The sequence below is a fragment of the Bacillus sp. FSL H8-0516 genome, assembly GCF_038635285.1.
In the GTDB taxonomy this organism is placed as follows: domain Bacteria; phylum Bacillota; class Bacilli; order Bacillales; family Bacillaceae; genus Bacillus; species Bacillus safensis.
Genome location: NZ_CP152051.1, coordinates 1361437 through 1380129, shown reverse-complemented (window position 1 = coordinate 1380129; position 18693 = coordinate 1361437). Strand labels below are relative to the sequence as shown.

The window sequence follows — 18693 nt, the reverse complement described above, 5'->3', positions numbered from 1 at the left end:
CTGTTCTCTCCTCACCGTTTTTTATGTATCATATCATACCGTTTTCAGGTAAATCGCTTCTTTTATTGATATTACGAAATTCGTTTGATGTCACGTTCAGTTCTTCCTCTGAAACGATGCGCACTTGAAGCTTTTGAAGCAAGTCCTTGACGGCAAATTGATTCTCTTTTAAACACGCACGAATAAAAGGCAGAGAGCGGCGGTGATAAAGCGCAAACAAAGGCTGTAATCTGCCCTGAACAAGCGGGATAATGGCATCTGTGTGCTCACTGCAATAGGACGATAATACTTTCGCCGTTTCCTTTCGTATGAAAGGCATGTCACATGCCGTTACTAAATACCATTCTGCCTCTTGCTTTTGCATCGCCGTATATATGCCGGCAAGCGGTCCGCATCCGCGCACCTCTTCATCATCTAACCACACACTTTGTTCACCTCTTGCTTTGAAAAAAGGAAGAAGCGACGGATGGCTGATGATAACCGTCTGCCCTTCTAAAAGCTGCTCTTTCACATGCTCATATAATGGTTTCCCTTGATACATATGACTTGCCTTTGGCTCTCCAAAGCGTCTGGAAGCGCCTCCAGCTAAAATGACATTCACTACGTGCATCCTCTAAGTCCTCCTTTGATATGGTTGTTCTAATCGCACTCCTTTCGCATACTTTATTGGTAACATGAATAAGGAGGGTCTATCGATGAACAGGCGCCATGCTTCTCCCCTATTCCATGATTTATCTCAAGAGAATTTATACTTAAAAGCTGAAACTGCCAAATATCAACAAATGATCTCTGATTTACAGTCCTCATATACGTATTCTAAAAATAAGAAGTTAACTCAAGAATATCATGAGATGAAAAAGGATTTCACGCAATTAAAACAACAATTGGATGAAATGACCAATGATCAACACGATGCTGCCTCAAAAATACAGGAACTCTCCTACAGCAAATCAGAATTATTACATAAAATTGTTCTTCTCCATGAGATGCTGCAAAAGGAAACCTATCATAGAAGAAAAGAAACCGAAGAAAAACACAGGCTGCATTTGAAAGTTGTCAAATATAAGGAAATCTCTCAACAATTAAATGAGCGGATAGAGGATCAAGATAAACAGCTTGCAAAAGAGGAGAAAAAAGGAAATACTTTATCCGCAGTGATTGAGAAGCTGCAGCAAACATTGAGCGATAAAAATGCAGAGTTTCATGTATTACAGGAAGGAGTCAGACACCTTCAAGAGCGTTTTTATGAAACACAAGAGAAATTGCTGCAAATAGAAAAAGCAAAAGAAGCGATTTTTTACGAAACGCTCACAAGCTATCAAAAACAGTTAGCAGAAAGCGAAGAATGGATCGCCTCACATTTTGCTGATATTGACCAGTCAGCAAAAACAAATGCACAGCCATTCTCACGAGACCGCATCCTGCAAACGACAGAAGAAATCGAACCGATCTTGAAGAAACTCAACGAACAAGTTCAAACACTTCAGGAACACGTTGATGCAGTGCAGCGTAATGGAGAGGTCATGACAGTCAAAATCGACAGCTTCAAAAAACAGCGTGATCACCTGCCCAAGGAACGCAAAATTGTCTATACAGTTGATCAAAAGAAGTAATTCTCGAAATAAAAAACTGCTGGCTTTTACGCCCAGCAGTTTTTTATTTTATTCGTCTTCTGTTTGAATGTCGCCTTCTAAAATATACTGTCCACGATAAGGCTTCTTCACTTCAGGGTACATTTTAATTAAGCTTTGCATAAACGTTGTCATATTTGGGATTTCAAGACCGCTCTCTTTTTCGATCTCTTTTTGAAGTTCTGAGCTTTTAATCGCTGCATTATGACGTTTTAACGTTTTAATCGCAGCTTCACGAAGCTTCGCTGCCTTAGAGCCAGGACGAGCTGTGCCTCTTCTGCGTCTTGTCGATCCTTCAGGAATACCTACAGGTGCACCGTTTAGCTGTCCTGTTCCTAAAGATGATGATTGTGGTTGTGCCGGCTGCTGGTAGCTTCTCATTTCTTGCGCAGCAAGCTCAGCTAATACAGGCAGTGAATCCGTCTTTCTCTCTGTACGTACTTCTTTTTTTGTATCTGACACTAGACCTGTTCCTTGACGGTCTAATTCTCTTAATTTTGCATAAATCGCATCTCGCTCAATTTGATATTCACGGATGACCTTTACTTCTGCCTCGTTTAATTGTTCCAATCGTAAACGTAACGCTTCCCTCTCATTAAACAATGGATTTCCCCCTCATCATATAAAAAATATTCTATAGTAAATATTAGATTAGAAAACTAATTTTATCAACTATTTTTTTATCATTTTACAGTTTGCTAACAGATAGGTATTTTCAACTAAAATTTTGCCAAAAAGGAAAAATCGGCACCCATTTCATTGCCACTATAGGCTTTTGACAAACCTTAAAATATTGTAAAAAAATTGAATAAACGCTTATACTACTTGATTTATATAGTTATTTACCTAACTGAAATTTCTTTTGTGCAAAAACGTTCTGAATAGTAAAAAGTTAAAATCTTTACATTTTCATTTCAAAACAAAAATGTAAATAGGTCGTTATACCTTTTTGTTTCAGGGATATTTTTTAATAAACTCCCTCATTTTCTCTTTTCTTAGGAATAACACCTACATAAAAACTCATCCGAAGCCATATGCTTCCTATTTTTGCCCATGAAAAAACCCCCATTTATGGGGGAAAGCTTATTCTGCAGCCTTTTCAGACTCAGAAAGCACTCGATTGACACGTTTTTCAAGCATTTTCATTCCGCTTCCGCCGGCTTGGAAGTGGCGCAAAGCACCTGTTTTATCAAATACATAATATGCCGGTACATATTCGTTTTCAAAGGCTTCTGTTAAGTGATGATCACTGTCCACAAAGATTGGCTGCGTGATTTCATGCTCTTTCGCAACTTCTTTGATTTTTTCTAGATCTAGGTCATCCTCTGAACGAGGCATATGAACTGCCACAACGTTTAGTTGATCCTTGTATTCATCACGGAATTGATTGACTTGAGGCATTGCCTCTTTACAAAGATGACAGCTGACTGACCAGAAATGAATCAATGTTGGTTTGTCACCAATCAAATCTTCTTTTGTTACTTCTCCATTTAACCATTCTTTTGCACCAGTTAGTTCTGGCATTGGTTGACGTAATTTCATTATGAAGCGCCTCCATCCATTGTATGTGTCGAAACAAAAAGGTCTAACATCAGTTAGACCCTCCTGTTTCTTCAGCTATCAATTAAAGTGTTTTTTGACCCGGTTTCCAGTTCGCTGGGCAAAGTCCACCAGTTTGTAATGCTTGAAGAACACGTAATGTCTCATCTACATCACGACCGATGTTGTTGTGGAATACTGTTTGATATTGAAGTTCGCCTTCTGGGTTAATGATGAATAAACCGCGAAGAGCAATCCCTTCTTCTTCAATTAAAACGCCGTATTCTCTAGATACTGTGTGGTTAGTATCAGCAGCTAACGGGTATTTTAATTCACCTAGACCATTATCTTTACGGTCTGTATTGATCCAAGCAAGATGCGTGTGGATTGTATCAGTAGATACACCAATGATTTCTGCATCTAAATCTTCGAACTCGTCATAACGATCGCTCATTGCTGTAATTTCAGTTGGGCAAACAAATGTGAAATCCATTGGATAGAAGAAAAGAACTGTCCATTTGTCATTCTTCATGTTTTCCTCTAAACTTACTTTACCAAATTCCTTGTTAGCAAGTACTGCTTCCATTTCAAAACGTGGAGCTTGTTTTCCTACAAAACGCTCTGCCATATGTAAATCCCTCCAAAAAATAATATCTTTTATACAGTCTTCTTAGCTGTATATAAAATGAGAATCAAAACTTAAAATTCTCATTTAGTTAATAACTTCACAATTACAATTATAATACTTATGCGATTTTTAGTCAATATTAATTAATAATAAATTTAATTAACGATTTGTCACAATTCCTGCTCTACTTATCAAAAGTTTAACATGACTTGCATAAGGGAACAAATGATTAGCTTCTCTTTTAGAGCATACATAGAAAGGTTTTGAAGATTATGAGAGCATTTCAACAAGTAGATTGGGTTTCCATTATCCTCAATAGCAGTATGATTTTGCTAAAACTAGTCGCCATTTTTGCCATTTACTTTATCATCAGAGCCATAGGAAACAAGATGATTAAGCGCGCCTATTCAACATTCGCTGAAAAGCATGAAGTCTCTTTATCAAGAGCTCAGACACTGCAAAGTTTGACATTAAATATTTTCGCCTACTTATTGATTTTTATTCTAGTTGTGATGATCCTCGACTTATTTCATTATAACCCGACCGCTTTGCTGGCAGGTGCGGGCGTTGTGGGACTTGCGATCGGTTTTGGCGCTCAAGGGTTAGTGAGTGATATTGTGACCGGATTCTTCATATTATTGGAAAAACAATTTGATGTAGGAGAATATATAACGGTCGCGGGCTTTGATGGGATTGTCGAACAAATTGGCCTAAGAACCACGCAGCTTCGAAGCTTTGACGGCACCCTTCATTTCATTCCAAATCGCAGCATACTGAATGTGAGCAATCATTCAAGAGGGACGATGCAGGCACTCGTTGATATTGAGCTGTCACCGGATGAAAATGTGGATCAGATGATCACAGCCCTCCAAGCTGCCTGTGATGAGGTGCGGGAGGAAACTCCGCAAATTATCGAAGGTCCTCAAGTTGTCGGCGTAGAGGCGTTCGGTTCCTCTTCCCTTGTGCTGCGCATCATAGCGAAAACTGAAACAATGGAGCAATGGCGAGTGGAACGAATCTTGCGCAAAAAAATGAAAGAAGTACTCGATATAGAAAAAGAGCAAAAAGAACCGGGATCATAATCTACCGGTTCTTTTTCTTGTTTTATTGAACACGCTGTTCTACTTCTTGACAAATTTCATCAGCCGTCATACCTGATGCTGTAATAACAGATGCCTTTGTTGTTGTGTCTGAAATGCCAAGAACATTTGAATCTAGTCCTGTGACGACATAACAGTCACACTGATCCATTTGCTGTTCATTTTGAATACGTACGACATCATACCCTTTTTGCTTCAATAGTTCTTCTACATCGGATAAAGATTGTTCTACACCAATTCTTGTCATAATCAAGAACACCTCCTGTTCATAAGGTGTACAGGAGGCAGCTCGATTATTCATTCGCCAGCTTGCTTTTTAAAATAAGCCGTCATGACTTTCACAGCTGTTTCAATCGCGTTTTCATCAGGCTGGAGCTTTGCATGGTGCAGGCCGTATTCTGAATCGACCCCTAACCAAAACATGAAGCCGGGATACTTTTTCAGCATGTACCCAAAATCTTCTCCTGTCATGGCTTCTCTGCATTCAATCACATTTGCTAGCCCTTCTTCGGCTACATATGACATAAATTCCTCAGTCAAATCCTTTGAATTGTCCACTTCGTAATAAGATGAAGGATATCGAACGGTTGCCTTGCATTCGTAGCCAATTTCAATGCCTTTTGCCAATGCTTCAATTCTCTTTCTCACCTTGTCCATAGACTCTGGGGATAGTGTGCGAATGGTACCGTCAAGCTTTGCATGCTGCGCAATAATATTTTGAGCCGTTCCACCGGTAATTGTGCCGACTGTAATGACCGCACTATCAAGGGGGTCGACATTACGCGAAATAACCGATTGCAGCTGACCTACAAGTGCACTTGCAGCAACAACCATATCATTGGCTAAATGAGGATATGCAGCGTGTCCGCCTTTTCCTTCAAGCTCAATCACAAGCTCACTCGTATTGGCAAATAACAAACCAGGCTTCGTAGCAATTGTTCCAACAGGATATTCAGGTGCGATATGCAGCGCTGTAATAAAGTCTGGCGTCCATTTTTTCAATACATCACTTGTAAGCATCGGTTCAGCTCCGCCTGGACCTTCTTCTGCCGGCTGGAAGATAAATAATACGTCTTCTTTGATCGGTTCATGGACGAAATGATCAATGATACCAAGCGCAATGGTCATATGAAGGTCATGTCCACATGCATGCATCTTTCCTTCATGCACAGATTCAAATGGATACCCTGTTTCCTCAGGAATAGACAGACCGTCCATATCTGCACGATAAGCAAATACGCGCGTTGGATTTGTTCCCTTCACTTTCACAAAAAGCCCAGTACGCCACGTTTCAATCTCAACTCGATCTTTTGAATAGGTATTAAGGTGCTGAATGAGATACGCTTGTGTTTTAAATTCTTGGAAACCAAGCTCAGGGATTTGGTGTAAATCTCTTCGAATGGATATTAATTGCTCACGATTTAACAAGTGAACTCACTTCCTTTCTTCTATACGAATAAGACGTGGATATCTCATCCACGTCTTTGTCTTCAGCTGCGAATTATATGAATTAAAGCTGACGCAGTTCTTGTTTGATTTCAGTCTTACCTTTTGTTTTCTCATCAATGTCTTTGATTTTCTTAGCAGGTGTACCTGCTACAACTGTGTAAGGCTCTACATCGTTTACAACGATTGCACCAGCAGCTACTACTGCACCTTTACCAATTGTCACGCCTTCTAGAACAACAGCATTCGCACCGATGACAACGTCATCTTCTACAACAACTGGTTTAGCAGACGGCGGCTCAATGACACCTGCAAGAACAGATCCAGCACCGATATGACAGTTCTTACCTACTGTCGCACGGCCGCCAAGCACCACGTTCATGTCAATCATCGTACCTTCGCCGATCACAGAACCGATATTAATAGAAGCACCCATCATAATGACTGCATTATCACCGATTTCAACTTGGTCACGAATGATTGCCCCTGGCTCAATACGGGCTTTAATGTTTTTCAAATCTAACATCGGAATTGCAGAGTTGCGGCGGTCATTTTCCACGACAACATCTTCAATTTTATCTTTGTTAGATGCTAGCGCTTCTTGAATTTCGCTCCACTCACCGAAAACAACTCCAGTGTTTCCTGTGATGAATGTTTTTGCATGTTCACCAAACTCAATACCTTCTAAGTCACCTTTGATATAGACTTTGACAGGTGTTGATTTTGTACTATTTTGAATAAATGAAATAATTTCATTAGCGTCCATTTGTTTCATGTATGTATGTCCTCCTCTTAATTTATACTTCATTACTGTACCAAAGGAGTGTTTTAATGACAAGTGAAAGAGTCATCTCCGCAATGGAAAATAAAACAAGCGGGACCGATTATCCCGCTTCTTGCTGGTGAAGCTGAACAAATTGTTTGCCAAAAGATATTAATTCGTCTTCTTCCTCCCCTTCTGGATTCAGCTCAATCTTAACTGAGGGCAGGACAATGTCACCGCCAAGCTCCTTCACTTTTTCTTCAATTAGGTCAACAGCTCCGCAAAAATGTTCGTAAGATGTATCGCCAGAACCAAATACTGCAAATGCTTTTCCCGTTAAATCAAGCTCTTCCATTTCTTCATATAAATCAATAAAATCATCCGGAAGATCGCCATCTCCCCAAGTATACGCACCTAACATAATGTGCGAGTAATCATTGAGCAGCTCGGCATCAATATCCATCGCTTCATGCCGGTCTACGCTGGCTCCTGCTTCCGTTATACCTTTTTCAATTAAATCTGCCATCGCTTCTGTATTTCCAGACATCGTGGCATATACCAATAAAACCTTTTCTGTCACTTTTTCTTCCTCCTTATCAATGAATCAATGCAGGCTCCTCATATGGCCTGACAAACTTACTTTCATATAAACCCGCACAGAAAAAGTTTTCGTTTTGATTGGCTACACGAAAACCATGTCCTTTGATCGTATCAAACCATTTGAGCTCTTTTTGCTCAATATCAAGCTGATACACTTTAGAAAATCCGTGTTCGTCTTGTGAGGTGGTCACATACACAATGCCATTATCCTCTGACACATCCAAAAATGATTCTTCTCTAGCAAAGGCCTGTGATTGAATATCATGCAGAATATTTGTATGTAAATCTAAAATTTGAACAGATCCTTTTTTGCCTTTTTTTGAACCTAACGCACAAACAAGAAGATGTTCATGACAGAGCAGCATAGAAGCCGTCATGCGGTGCTCCTCTCTGTTTAGAAGAAAAATCTGTTCACTTTGCAAGTCATACACCCATATTCCTCCGTGAACCTCATGAATCTGTGTTCCAATATAAAGATGGTCACCTGCAGCACATAAAGAACGAATGACCGGCGGATGATTCACATGAGCAAATGGCTTCATAATTTCCCAGGAAATTCCGAAATCATTTGACACATAGATACTATGTTTTCCATGCGCACACACAAATCCATCTTTGCGTCCTGTAATAGACCAAACGACTGCATTTGTTGGGAATGAAGATAACGCCCATGTGTTGCCTTCATCTCCTGATCTAATTACTGTGCCATTTTCACCAACACCGAATAAATAAGGGCCAATATAGCTGATCGCATGGATTTTATGCTTGAGCTTAAACAGCTGCTGCCATCCGCTTTCCACATTATAGTGAAAAATACCTTCACGTTTTACAGCAACAAAGTATCCACCACTTTTAGATGCTGCAACGGCTGTTGCTCCTTTATGAAACATGATTTTCAACTCGTTTCTCAGATAAAGCAGCCCACGTTAAAAAGCTCGCAGCAAATTCCTGACAGCACGCCACATCTTCATCTGTATCCGGTGCAAGCTCCATTTTTAATGTTTCAGGAAAAACAGATGCACCCGTTGATTTCAGCATGTCATGGAATGTATGGACAGCCTCGCAAAACTTCGGATAGCTGTAATCACCCGATCCAAAGACAGCTGCTTTGATGTGGCTAAGTTCAAGAGTAGAGACCTCTTCATAAAAATCCTCTGCTTCATAAGGCAAATCTCCATCACCCCATGTATAAGAACCAATGAATACGTAATCGTATGAGGAAAGGTCTTCTGCATTCGTATCATCAAATTCCATCATTTCTGTATCGATCCCTTTTCCTTCAAGTGTTTGCTTTAAGATCGCTGCCATATCTTCCGTATTTCCAGACATACTCGCAAATGCAATTAGTGCTTTCATCTATCGGTCACCTCTTCTAAATGATAATCATTTTCAATTATTATATGTACACTTTAAATGATAATGATTTTCATTGTCAAATGATTTCATAAAAAAAGTACCTCCCTATTCCAAGAAGGCACTTAGACGGCATCATTCTCAAGCATTTCTTTAACCACACCAACAAATGCTTGTACCTGTTTTAACTGAAAAGACGCTTCATAGCCTAGCAGCCATGTGTCACGGCCGATTTGCTCTCCGTTCACATCAACAAGCGGTGTTTTATAAACACTTTTTTCGTGGTCATATAAGGTAACAGAAGGCAAAATGGCGTAGCCGATGCCGTGGTAGGCCATTTGTTTACATGTTTCAATTTGGTCTACTAAAATCGTCTGCTTTGGAGACACTTTAAACTTTTGGTGCCACCAGTGCTGGATTTCCTGATAATACGTGCTGTCGCTTTTAAATTGGATAAATGGCCGCTCTGTCTTGATTAATTCATCTACGTCCTTGATCACGGAATCGACTAAATATAAATGATCTGTCATCAAGTATTCCTTTGTCCCCTTCCAATCAGGGTTACCGCGAATGATTCCTATGTGCACGTGATCTTCATACAAGCTTTTGAGCATTTCACTGCTCCAGCCAGTAACGAGTGATACTTTGGCATTTGGATATTTTTCAACATACCGTTTTAACACCTTTGGCAGCCAGTGCTGTCCAATAATCGACGCCACCGCAAGCTTGAGTGTACCGTGAATGTCACCCTCAAGTTCATCAATTCGCTCTCTCACTCGATCCTGTTCAACCGTCACCTCTTTTGCAAATTGAATAATCTGTTCACCTGCCGAGGTCACAGTCAGCCCCTTTTGTGAACGAAAAAAGATTTTGGTTCCCCATTCCTTTTCGATCGTCTGCAATCTTTGAGATAATGCAGGCTGAGAGACAAAGAGCCGCTCTGAAGCCTTTCTCATATTCAATTCTTCACTTAGCACAACAAGCATATGTAACTCCTGAAGCTGCATGGGCGTCCCCTTTCTCTCTATAAGTTTTTCTTATTTTATATGCTCATTATATAAATTTTAACTTATGAAGGCAAAAAAAATAAGCTGGGCTGCAGCTCATTTTTTTGCGGAATGAATGACCTCATTTAAGCGCTTTAATACAACTCGTCGAGTAAAAATGCCTTCAAAGACCTGCTCCTCATTTTCTACACAAACAAATCCATTATTCGTCACAGCGTGAACGCCTTTTAGTACAGGATCTGTTGTTTTAAGTCTCGGAATATCCTTCAGCATGACTTCTTCAACCTTCAACTGATCAAGCTTCTCGAATTCGATTCGTTCTAAACCGAAGATTTTATCCATAATCATATTCGTTCCAATTAACCCGTGTAAATGATAAGAAGCGTCTAATACCGGTATAGCTGTATATCCTGTTTTTGTTAGAACCAATAGGGCATGCTCAAGGTTATTTCCAATTTGAACATGTGCGACTTTATCTGCATCAATCATATGCTCGGCTACTGTGGACTCAAGCAATTGAGTCGGTTCTATCTCTATCATGTTTCTTCGACCCCTTTTCTCTCAATCATCAATCATACATTCCCCATTACGATTAAGCATAAACTAAAACGAATTTTGTCGAAAGATTTTTTCTGCATAAAAAAGATACTCAGCCCCCGAGTATCTAATAGAATGTTAAACCAATATTAATTCTCAAACCTTACTCTGTCATACAATGTGATCAATTGCTTATACGTATTGTCGTCGACATTTTTTGTTCCACATTCTATATCATTGATCTCACTGCTTAGTAATTCGACAGCATATTCCTGATTCAGCAATACGTTTAATAATAGCTTTTTCTCTTCTTCATTAAAACGATTTTCGATGACGCTCATTCAACATCAGGCCCCCTGTTTCATATATGCTTTTATATTGATTAGCAGGCTTTTGAATGTCTGCTTCCTCTCTATACAGCTAGAATAAGGAACTAGAATCGAATCGTCAACCGCACGTTTCGACAAGGTTTGGAGAAAAATGACGGAATTTATTTTGTGTATCGATTGGCATAGCAAAATGCTGCATATGAGTCGGGTTTTATTTTTGCTTCAATTCCCATAGCTGTGATCATTCCGGTCATTTCCTGAATCAGCTCTTTCGTACTTCCTTTTTTGCCAATATCCAGATGGGCTTCAAAACGAAGGTCTGCCCCTTCCTCAGCAAACGGAAGAAGCAAATCCATCAGTTCTGTTAAAGGCCCCTCAAGGATGTCTGCACATACCTTTTGGCTAAACGCTGTCTCTAATGAAATTTTTTCTCTAAGACTTTGCACGGGTCTCTCGATCACTTGTTGAGTGAGACAGCCCCATGCTCCTTTGCCAATCCGGTGGAGATGAATTGCAGTCATAAATGTTGTGACATTTTGATTGACCTGAGAGTCCGTACCAATTGATAACACATAGGCGGATCTAGGGTCTTTTCGAATAAAGTCTTTCATTCTCATGACGACATCAGAAAACGCTAAATGATCTTCAGAAAGATTGTAGAAAAAAGAATCACTCACAGAAAGGAACTCCTTTTTAATGGTCTCTTATCCGAAAAATGCGCTGATTGATCATCTTCCATTTGTACATATCATCTATGATGATCCATGTATGCTGCCGCAATAAACGAAGGAATCCTCAGAAAAAACATTTCATACGATTCAGCTTAGGATTGTAGAAGCTCAAAAATCTCAATCGAAATCATATCAATGTTGTCAAATGGGAAAGTATTTGGCTTATCCCCTTGTTGAAAAACAGTCAATTCAAACGTTTGATTCTTTTCGAAATACTTAACACTACAGATTTTCTCACCGTTCACTTCGAAATAACGCTGTGCCGGCTCGTTTGCAGCTTCTGCTGTCTCTTGAAGACTTTGCAGCCTTGTAATGATACCCATTAATTGTGACATTCTAAAAAAAGACTCCTTTCAAAAAAACAACTCAAGATGAACCCGTATTGATTATACACAAGTCCTACAAAGCATCATACCATAAAGTGTTCTCAGATGATATTTTTCCTCTTGAATTCAAAAAAAGAAAAAGAATCTGTTTTTTTAGTTTGAGTCTTTTTTCTCATCTCATGCACCATGATTTTATAAACCAGCAGATCTCATCAGCCGTTTCGCAATTTCATCAAAATCCTCTTTTGAAATGCCTGGAGCAAACTCTTCCGGTAATTCTCTATAATCTGGCACAGGTGCACCTTGCGGGGTGCCCTCAATGACTGTCAGCGGCTTTCCATCAATCGGATGGCTGCCTTTCCAAATTTTATTAATATCCTTGTAATCCGTATCACTAAATGTATACAGCTTTGTATGAACATTCTGATCTTCAAATTTTCTCGCTGAGTCAAAGTATTTGTTGTCGAGGTTTGGGATTGGCAGCATTTTCCCCACATCTACTCCTGTAGCGACTTCAAGTGCCTTTGCATATGCCACAATATGCACGCCGCCCCTGACAAGTAAATAACCGATCATCTCTCTTGCTGTAGGATGGTCCGTCATTTCATATACGCGCATTTTGTGCGTACGTGCTCCGCATTCAAGAAAGAAATTATGGAGAAGATCAAGAATGAGGTTGCCGCTTGAGAACACATTCTCTCCGGTCCAAGGTTTTGCCATTGAATCAAACGGATAGCCTGTTTGGGCTGTTTGAATAAAATGCTGTGTATTTCGTTTATCGACAGCTGCCTTCATCGGCGTCGTATCTGGGTCCCCGCCATGGGTGGTTCCTGTAATCATGAGATTGATGGCTGTGGTTACAAGCTCAACATGACCGAATTCTTCAGCCGTAATACTGGATACGAGGTCATAAAACGGTTTAAGTTTTCGTTTTCCTCTAAAGTTAAAGGATTGAAACATGTAATTATTTAATGTGGACATTTCACCGAATTTTCCGCCGAGTAATTCTTGCACAGCAGCGGCACCATTTGCATCTGGGTGATCTGGCCTTGGCAAATCAATGAGCAGCCGCGTGTCACGTTTGATCATGGTGTTTCCCTCCTACCGTCTAACTATCATCACTTAAGATGTATGGAAGGTTTGGGCTGTCCTATGCATGAAGGGAAAGATTGAAGCACAAAAAAAACTTGGCGGGGGTAGCGCCAAGTTTTTTGGATCTTGATCTGATAGAGGGGTTGGGGAACAGAGAGTAGCTTCTCTCTATAACTAAATGATAATGATTATCAGTTTCATTGTCAACCATTTTTTATTTCTTTTTTCTATCAAAAAAAAGCAGCCTTCAAGGCTGCCTTTTGTTTACATTTCAGTGTGATAGAAAACTTTTGAAGTCTAGGAAGGACGAGTACCGGAGCGGAGCGAATTATACATTCGTGAGCACTAGCACATAGGACTGACAACGAATGAGAGGGTTTGTCTTCACGCCGCATCTTCAAATTAATCCATCTTGCTCATATAAATAAGCATACGGAAGGTCTATAAACAAATACATATCTCCCTCTAAAGGATAAGAAAACGTACGTATCCTCTCACCGGTTTCTAAATCACTGTAAATATCGCTGAAAAATCCTTTTCCGCTAATTCTCATTTGAAGAATATTTGCTAGGAAATAAGGACGCCAGCTCCAGTTTTTTTCGATATACTCCGGCTGAAACAGCCATTCTTCTTCTTTTTTGAACACATTTCCAGTGATTTGAAAGCCTTCTTCATTACACATATAAATTCGGAAGCTGCAATCTGTTAGTTCGAGTGCGAGCTTTTGAATGAGCTCATCATTTGTGCTGCACGATTTCTTTAAAGTCGTAACAGCTTGATGAATTCGTTTATAGAATGTTTCAGAATGTTCGTAGACCGCTTGCAGCTTCTTTTTCTCATGGGCAATAAATTGCTGGAATTCTTCTCTAAGCTGATCTTTTCGGTGGCTTCGGTCGATTAATTCTCCTGCAGGCTCATGAAGATAGAACCCTTGAAAATATCTCCCGCCATTTCTCCAAGCATACTGCAGCTGGAAATTTGCTTCAATATCCTCATAAATTAAGGCTGCTCCTATTTTTCTTGCAAGCAATGAAATGCTGTACAAGACATATTCATAGGAAGGAGATGGAGCCGATGCCTTTAATGCCTGTAAATCTATTTTTAATAAATCGGGTGAAAGCAAGGCAATCCGGTCCAGATTACTGCTTTCTTTTCCTATATTTGAGACGGCGATTTTAATCCCATATGTACGAAAATACGTTAACGTATGGTATAGCTGTTCAATGTCGCCGCTAAACGTATGCTCTGCAAACTCAATAACAAACCGGTTAAGCTGAATGCCCCGTGCTTCATATTCCTTTAAAAGTTCTAAAAAGCTTTCTCCATGATCCAGCATGAGGATATTGGCATCATGATTAATAAAAATGAGCAAATCGTCATCTGCAGTTGTGAAGAGATCAAGTGCTTGAGTCAATACTTTGTGATCTACTTCCAATTTATATTCGTCAGGAATAGATGAATCCATAAAGAAGGAGCCTAGGCTGACCGTTTCTGACTCAAGCTTCATTCTTCCTAGAATCTCATAGCCTATCACTTTTTGCTCTTCCGCACTGAATATTGCTTGATAGTGCGGGAAAACATCTTCAATATTCGTTAAAATATCCAATGGATCGACCATTTTCATCACCTGCTTCTCTCTTTGTGTGATTATACCACATCAAAAGCAGGTCTTACATCGTCAATCAAAATGGTGATTGGTTGAGCCATTGTCCCCCATCCATCGTGATACAATCTCCATTTATATAAGAAGCATGCTCAGACAATAAAAAGCTCGCAAGCGCTGCAATTTCCTCAGGTGTGCCCAGTCTGCCAAGAGGAACACTATCTAATGTTCTTTGCGCTGCCTCTTCAGATTCCCATAGTTTATCTGCACCGCCTGTTCTCTCAATTGGACCTGGTGCGATCGCATTGACGCGAATTCGATATTGCTTCCCCCATTCCACAGCAAGCGTTCGAGTGAGAGACAACACACCGGCCTTTGCTGCCGCCGAATGCGCCACGCCTACACCAGCACCCCATGCATAGGTGGCCACCATGTTAACCATACTTCCTCTTTTCTTTTGACGAATCCAGTAATTCCCCACTGCATGGCTGCAAAAAAATGTACCATTTAACACAATATCAATGACAGCCTTCCAGCCGTTAGGAGACAGTTTTTCTGCTGGCACTAAAAAATTTCCTGCTGCGTTGTTAATGAGGGCATCGACATCACCAAATGTATCCACCGCAAACTTGACCATTTGGTCCGCATCATCTGGGTTTCGTACATCCATTTGGAAGTAAGCGACCGATCCGCCCTTCTGCTTCATTTCTTTTGCCGTTTTTTCCAGCGTCTCTTCCGTTCTACCAGTAATCACGACATTCCAGCCTTCAGCTGCCAAATGAGCAGCCATCGCCTTCCCCATACCGCTTGATCCCCCTGTGACAATCACTGTTTGTTTCGTCATTTGTTCTCCCCCTCTGTGTCATTTGAATGACTATTCATTCATTATTGTCTATCATATCATGATTGACCCTCGGTGCACCATATGGGAGATTATCCAAATATGATGCTATACTTAATTTTATTTATAAAGGAGTCTTATATGAAGCAGCTTTCCCGCAGACAATTTTTAAAAGGAGCAGCTGGTGCGAGTATTCTCGGCTTTTTGGCTACAAGTTGTGGATATGGATATGCCAGGTACATTGAACCGCGCATGATCGATACCGTCTCACTGACCATTCAAGATGCTCAGCTTCCAGCTTCATTTGACCAGTTTAAAATAGCCCAATTTAGTGACGTTCATTTGAGTGATACATTCGCTGCGAAGGATTTAGAAGCCATCGTCCAGAAAATCAATGCTGCATCTCCAGATCTCATTGTGTTCACAGGTGATCTCGTTGATTTTCAAGCATCCCCTGAAGAGCATGAAAAAGCGAAGGCTTATTTGAATAAGCTTCATGCACCGTTCGGTAAGCTCGCCATCTACGGAAATCATGACTACGGACCTTTTGGCGTGGAGCTTTATGAGAAAACAATGGAGGCTTGTGGATTTACGTTATGTAAAAATGATGTGTTTCTATTAGAAAAAGATCATGCGCATATTCAGATTGCTTCACTGGATGATCTCATGATGAGCGTGCCTGATTACGATTTGATCAAACGGGAAGTATCAACTGATATATTTACATTACTGCTCGTCCATGAGCCTGATGCCGCACTAGAGCTGAAAACAACACCCATTAACTTGCAGCTTTCCGGGCATACGCATGGCGGTCAAGTGCAGCTGCCTTTCTATGGACCGATTCTCACGGCACCTTACGGCCATACATATGTAGAAGGTTTATACGGCAGTGATCAGCACCGCATCTATGTCAACCGTGGACTTGGGACAACGCGTCTGCCGCTTCGATTTTTAGCCAAACCCGAGTTAACCTTTTTCACCTTGACATCTCGCGTATAAATAGAAGCCAAACCGCCCTCTCCTGCATATGTATAATCAATGATCTTTCTCATGACAAATGTTAGGAGAAACCTTACGGGGCCTGATTCCGTCCATATAGTATGTCAAGCGACGGCATCATGGCTTCTTTTATTTGAGTAAAAGGAGTGTGCTTTGGTGCTGCGATACACGGTGAAAAGCGGGGAAACCCTTGCTTCTATAGCGATTGATTTTCGAACAACAACAGCTGCCTTAAAGGCTGCAAATCCGTCACTTCAAGCTCGCGAGCCCGAACAAAATGAGGGCATCATTATTCCTGGTTTGCCGGATCCTAATACGATCCCTTACCGCATCTTTGTTTCGATTTCAACGAAACGTCTTGTTTTGTTTTCTGGATCTCAGCTTATTCGTTCGTATCCGATTGCAACAGGGAAAATTTTAAATATGACACCGACAGGTTCTTATTATATTGTCAACAGACAGCCAAACCCAGGAGGTCCCTTTGGCGCTTATTGGCTGAGCCTCTCAAAAATTCATTACGGCATTCACGGTACGAATAACCCGTCTTCAATTGGTAAAGCTGTTTCTAGAGGATGCATTCGCATGTATAATCAGAATGTCATCGAGCTTGCTTCACTCGTTCCAAACGGAACACCTGTGACCATTAGCCAGTAGATGAAATCAATTGTACGAATGGTTAAAATTTTATATGATATAAAGTGGGATCTTCAGGTTAAGGAGCGTATTTATGGATATTTTTAAAAACAGAAATTTTGTTCGTCTCTTTTTTGCGGCACTTGCTTCGCAAATGGGGACAACAGTAGGCAATATGGCGTTTGCCTTTTATTTGCTCGACCATTTTAGTCATCAGCCCGCATACGCCACATTGGCTGAGCTTATGTATTCTCTTCCTACTGTCTTTGTCTTTTTTATGGTCGGTGTGGTCGCAGACCGGTTTGATCGTAAAAAAGTCGCAGAGAATTGTGATTGGATACGAGCTGGGCTGACGATTGTATTATTCATCGTGATTTATTTTAATTCACTGCCACTTATTTTCTTGATCTTGTTTATTCGAAGTGCCATTACGAAATTCTTCTATCCAGCTGAAGCTTCTCTCGTTCAGGCCATTTTAAATAAAGATCAATATGCAAAAGCCGCTGGCTTAAATCAAATGCTGTTTAGTTTATTTATGGTATTTGGCGTTGGACTCGGTGCCATTATGTATAAAACGATTGGTCTTCACGGTGCCATTACAATTGATTTAGTCAGCTTTATTATTTCAGGCATCCTGATCCGCTCATGTAACATTCCAATTGAAGCGCGTCAGCCAAATGGACAAGCTGGCTGGAGAGGCATGACCATTAAAACGTCTCTGAAAGATTTTAAAGAAGGCATACTGTATATTTTAAAAAATAAATTATTGGCTTCTTTAATTTTTGGCTTTTTTGTTTTCGGTCTAGTCAATGGCGCATTTGCCGTTCTTCCGATGTTTACAATGAAATATGGACTTTCACCGGACCATTTTGAGCTGCATACATCCTTCTTTACAATTGCGATCGGTGCAGGATTGCTCGTTGGAAGCTTAATGGGCTCTGTCCTTGCTAAGAAGGTAAAGATGCAATATCTCATGTCGATTCCAATTCTGGTCGCAGGTATTTTGATTTTTGTCCTTGGTTCTACCCATACATTATGGTTGTTTTATGTCACATCATTTGTCATTGGTACATGCATTGGCCCAGTCAACATTGTCATTGGCGGCTGGCTGCCTAGAATCGTCCACCCTCGCCTGATGGGCCGTGTGTCAGGATGGGTTGATCCGCTTACTATGTTTGCTCAATCAATGACATTAGGTCTGATTGCTGTATTATTTCCAAAACTCATCACAAATGTTTCTTATATTTATTACGGAATGGGCTTTATTATTTTACTCGTTTTCCTTTTTTACTTCATTACACTGCCAAAGTTCAGCAGAGAAGCTGCCGACTTAGACGTGCAGCGTGAACTAAAGGGTCAGGGAGTTCAATAAGTAAATAGCAAAAAGGACTTTCTTTTCAGAAAAGTCCTTTTTGCATGGCTGAAACATCCTTCATGTCATTTCCTCTGCCCATAGAATCTGCTTGAAGCATGCATAAATAAATCACATATACCTCGCTTTACTAACCCCTCCATCCTTTTAGCACCTCTCGTTT

Annotated in this window: 23 protein-coding genes; 5 read left to right on the top strand and 18 right to left on the bottom strand. The window is 40.4% G+C overall.

Going from position 1 to position 18693, the window contains the following annotated elements:
• Positions 1-28 precede the first annotated feature (28 nt).
• Positions 29-610, bottom strand: a complete 582-nt coding sequence (locus MHB67_RS06810) for a molybdenum cofactor guanylyltransferase (RefSeq protein ID WP_185854370.1) — start codon at positions 608-610, stop codon at positions 29-31.
• A gap of 85 nt (positions 611-695) precedes the next feature.
• Here MHB67_RS06810 and MHB67_RS06805 point away from each other — a divergent pair, with 85 nt between their 5' ends.
• Positions 696-1613, top strand: coding sequence for a hypothetical protein (locus MHB67_RS06805; protein WP_034623329.1), 918 nt, complete (start codon positions 696-698; stop codon positions 1611-1613).
• A 48-nt stretch (positions 1614-1661) separates the two neighbouring features.
• Here MHB67_RS06805 and rok read toward each other — a convergent pair whose 3' ends face one another.
• The 3 genes from rok to ahpA all read right to left on the bottom strand — a co-directional run bounded on the left by rok (position 1662) and on the right by ahpA (position 3798).
• Positions 1662-2234: a transcriptional regulator Rok gene (gene rok / locus MHB67_RS06800; protein ID WP_024426871.1), complete on the bottom strand. Its 573-nt coding sequence runs from the start codon at positions 2232-2234 to the stop codon at positions 1662-1664.
• Positions 2235-2714: 480 nt separating this feature from the next.
• Entirely contained in the window at positions 2715-3173 is a 459-nt protein-coding gene (locus tag MHB67_RS06795) for a TlpA disulfide reductase family protein (RefSeq protein ID WP_024424727.1), read from the bottom strand.
• Positions 3174-3255: 82 nt separating this feature from the next.
• A complete protein-coding gene (ahpA, locus tag MHB67_RS06790) occupies positions 3256-3798 on the bottom strand; it encodes a biofilm-specific peroxidase AhpA (RefSeq protein ID WP_003211758.1) in 543 nt (180 codons plus the stop codon).
• Between the two features lie 272 nt (positions 3799-4070).
• On the opposite strand from ahpA, the gene MHB67_RS06785 reads away from it, so the two are divergent.
• The gene (locus MHB67_RS06785) at positions 4071-4880 is read left to right on the top strand and encodes a mechanosensitive ion channel family protein (RefSeq protein ID WP_024424726.1); all 810 of its coding nucleotides are present in this window, start codon (positions 4071-4073) and stop codon (positions 4878-4880) included.
• 22 nt (positions 4881-4902) lie between these two features.
• Here MHB67_RS06785 and MHB67_RS06780 read toward each other — a convergent pair whose 3' ends face one another.
• The 14 genes from MHB67_RS06780 to fadH form a co-directional block, all read right to left on the bottom strand.
• Complete coding sequence (locus tag MHB67_RS06780) at positions 4903-5145, bottom strand: YkuS family protein (protein WP_024424725.1); 243 nt, start codon at positions 5143-5145, stop codon at positions 4903-4905.
• 50 nt (positions 5146-5195) lie between these two features.
• Positions 5196-6326 carry an N-acetyldiaminopimelate deacetylase gene (locus MHB67_RS06775; protein WP_185854369.1) on the bottom strand — a complete coding sequence of 377 codons (1131 nt, stop codon included), beginning with the start codon at positions 6324-6326 and terminating at the stop codon, positions 5196-5198.
• Positions 6327-6408: 82 nt separating this feature from the next.
• Positions 6409-7119 (bottom strand): 2,3,4,5-tetrahydropyridine-2,6-dicarboxylate N-acetyltransferase, encoded by a 711-nt coding sequence (gene dapD, locus MHB67_RS06770; RefSeq protein ID WP_008347987.1) that lies wholly within the window; start codon positions 7117-7119, stop codon positions 6409-6411.
• A gap of 109 nt (positions 7120-7228) precedes the next feature.
• Complete coding sequence (locus MHB67_RS06765; protein ID WP_047203713.1) at positions 7229-7654, bottom strand: flavodoxin; 426 nt, start codon at positions 7652-7654, stop codon at positions 7229-7231.
• A gap of 49 nt (positions 7655-7703) precedes the next feature.
• Positions 7704-8597 carry a hypothetical protein gene (locus MHB67_RS06760; RefSeq protein ID WP_075622948.1) on the bottom strand — a complete coding sequence of 298 codons (894 nt, stop codon included), beginning with the start codon at positions 8595-8597 and terminating at the stop codon, positions 7704-7706.
• Complete coding sequence (locus MHB67_RS06755; RefSeq protein WP_024426866.1) at positions 8587-9063, bottom strand: flavodoxin; 477 nt, start codon at positions 9061-9063, stop codon at positions 8587-8589. Before MHB67_RS06755 ends, MHB67_RS06760 begins: the two co-directional genes overlap by 11 nt.
• Before the next feature lie 122 nt (positions 9064-9185).
• Positions 9186-10067, bottom strand: coding sequence for a LysR family transcriptional regulator (locus MHB67_RS06750; RefSeq protein WP_024424721.1), 882 nt, complete (start codon positions 10065-10067; stop codon positions 9186-9188).
• Between the two features lie 96 nt (positions 10068-10163).
• On the bottom strand, positions 10164-10607 hold the full coding sequence (gene cbpB, locus MHB67_RS06745; protein WP_024424720.1) for a cyclic-di-AMP-binding protein CbpB: 444 nt from the start codon (positions 10605-10607) through the stop codon (positions 10164-10166).
• A 146-nt stretch (positions 10608-10753) separates the two neighbouring features.
• A complete protein-coding gene (gene abbA / locus MHB67_RS06740; RefSeq protein WP_003210802.1) occupies positions 10754-10945 on the bottom strand; it encodes an antirepressor AbbA in 192 nt (63 codons plus the stop codon).
• A 149-nt stretch (positions 10946-11094) separates the two neighbouring features.
• Complete coding sequence (locus MHB67_RS06735; protein WP_024426864.1) at positions 11095-11610, bottom strand: ribonuclease H-like YkuK family protein; 516 nt, start codon at positions 11608-11610, stop codon at positions 11095-11097.
• A gap of 146 nt (positions 11611-11756) precedes the next feature.
• Positions 11757-11999: a DUF1797 family protein gene (locus tag MHB67_RS06730; protein WP_003212254.1), complete on the bottom strand. Its 243-nt coding sequence runs from the start codon at positions 11997-11999 to the stop codon at positions 11757-11759.
• Between the two features lie 183 nt (positions 12000-12182).
• A complete protein-coding gene (locus MHB67_RS06725; protein ID WP_024424718.1) occupies positions 12183-13079 on the bottom strand; it encodes a manganese catalase family protein in 897 nt (298 codons plus the stop codon).
• Positions 13080-13479: 400 nt separating this feature from the next.
• The gene (locus MHB67_RS06720; RefSeq protein WP_024424717.1) at positions 13480-14700 is read right to left on the bottom strand and encodes an EAL-associated domain-containing protein; all 1221 of its coding nucleotides are present in this window, start codon (positions 14698-14700) and stop codon (positions 13480-13482) included.
• Positions 14701-14764: 64 nt separating this feature from the next.
• Positions 14765-15529, bottom strand: a complete 765-nt coding sequence (gene fadH, locus MHB67_RS06715) for a 2,4-dienoyl-CoA reductase (protein ID WP_024424716.1) — start codon at positions 15527-15529, stop codon at positions 14765-14767.
• A 138-nt stretch (positions 15530-15667) separates the two neighbouring features.
• Between fadH and MHB67_RS06710 the strand changes: the two genes are divergently transcribed.
• The 3 genes from MHB67_RS06710 (at position 15668) to MHB67_RS06700 (ending at position 18530) form a co-directional block, all read left to right on the top strand.
• Positions 15668-16525: a metallophosphoesterase gene (locus MHB67_RS06710; protein ID WP_234107735.1), complete on the top strand. Its 858-nt coding sequence runs from the start codon at positions 15668-15670 to the stop codon at positions 16523-16525.
• A 156-nt stretch (positions 16526-16681) separates the two neighbouring features.
• Positions 16682-17179: a L,D-transpeptidase family protein gene (locus MHB67_RS06705; RefSeq protein WP_234107734.1), complete on the top strand. Its 498-nt coding sequence runs from the start codon at positions 16682-16684 to the stop codon at positions 17177-17179.
• A 73-nt stretch (positions 17180-17252) separates the two neighbouring features.
• Positions 17253-18530, top strand: coding sequence for an MFS transporter (locus tag MHB67_RS06700; protein WP_024426859.1), 1278 nt, complete (start codon positions 17253-17255; stop codon positions 18528-18530).
• Positions 18531-18693: the final 163 nt, after the last annotated feature.

Bases quoted from the DNA above. Each gene is read 5' to 3' on its own strand.
- MHB67_RS06810 (WP_185854370.1), bottom strand. From the start codon at position 610: ATGCACGTAGTGAATGTCATTTTAGCTGGAGGCGCTTCCAGACGCTTT.
- MHB67_RS06805 (WP_034623329.1), top strand. From the start codon at position 696: ATGAACAGGCGCCATGCTTCTCCCCTATTCCATGATTTATCTCAAGAG.
- MHB67_RS06795 (WP_024424727.1), bottom strand. From the start codon at position 3,173: ATGAAATTACGTCAACCAATGCCAGAACTAACTGGTGCAAAAGAATGG.
- ahpA (WP_003211758.1), bottom strand. From the start codon at position 3,798: ATGGCAGAGCGTTTTGTAGGAAAACAAGCTCCACGTTTTGAAATGGAA.
- MHB67_RS06785 (WP_024424726.1), top strand. From the start codon at position 4,071: ATGAGAGCATTTCAACAAGTAGATTGGGTTTCCATTATCCTCAATAGC.
- MHB67_RS06780 (WP_024424725.1), bottom strand. From the start codon at position 5,145: ATGACAAGAATTGGTGTAGAACAATCTTTATCCGATGTAGAAGAACTA.
- dapD (WP_008347987.1), bottom strand. From the start codon at position 7,119: ATGAAACAAATGGACGCTAATGAAATTATTTCATTTATTCAAAATAGT.
- MHB67_RS06765 (WP_047203713.1), bottom strand. From the start codon at position 7,654: ATGTCTGGAAATACAGAAGCGATGGCAGATTTAATTGAAAAAGGTATA.
- MHB67_RS06760 (WP_075622948.1), bottom strand. From the start codon at position 8,597: ATGTTTCATAAAGGAGCAACAGCCGTTGCAGCATCTAAAAGTGGTGGA.
- MHB67_RS06755 (WP_024426866.1), bottom strand. From the start codon at position 9,063: ATGAAAGCACTAATTGCATTTGCGAGTATGTCTGGAAATACGGAAGAT.
- MHB67_RS06750 (WP_024424721.1), bottom strand. From the start codon at position 10,067: ATGCAGCTTCAGGAGTTACATATGCTTGTTGTGCTAAGTGAAGAATTG.
- cbpB (WP_024424720.1), bottom strand. From the start codon at position 10,607: ATGATAGAGATAGAACCGACTCAATTGCTTGAGTCCACAGTAGCCGAG.
- abbA (WP_003210802.1), bottom strand. From the start codon at position 10,945: ATGAGCGTCATCGAAAATCGTTTTAATGAAGAAGAGAAAAAGCTATTA.
- MHB67_RS06730 (WP_003212254.1), bottom strand. From the start codon at position 11,999: ATGTCACAATTAATGGGTATCATTACAAGGCTGCAAAGTCTTCAAGAG.
- MHB67_RS06725 (WP_024424718.1), bottom strand. From the start codon at position 13,079: ATGATCAAACGTGACACGCGGCTGCTCATTGATTTGCCAAGGCCAGAT.
- MHB67_RS06720 (WP_024424717.1), bottom strand. From the start codon at position 14,700: ATGGTCGATCCATTGGATATTTTAACGAATATTGAAGATGTTTTCCCG.
- fadH (WP_024424716.1), bottom strand. From the start codon at position 15,529: ATGACGAAACAAACAGTGATTGTCACAGGGGGATCAAGCGGTATGGGG.
- MHB67_RS06710 (WP_234107735.1), top strand. From the start codon at position 15,668: ATGAAGCAGCTTTCCCGCAGACAATTTTTAAAAGGAGCAGCTGGTGCG.
- MHB67_RS06700 (WP_024426859.1), top strand. From the start codon at position 17,253: ATGGATATTTTTAAAAACAGAAATTTTGTTCGTCTCTTTTTTGCGGCA.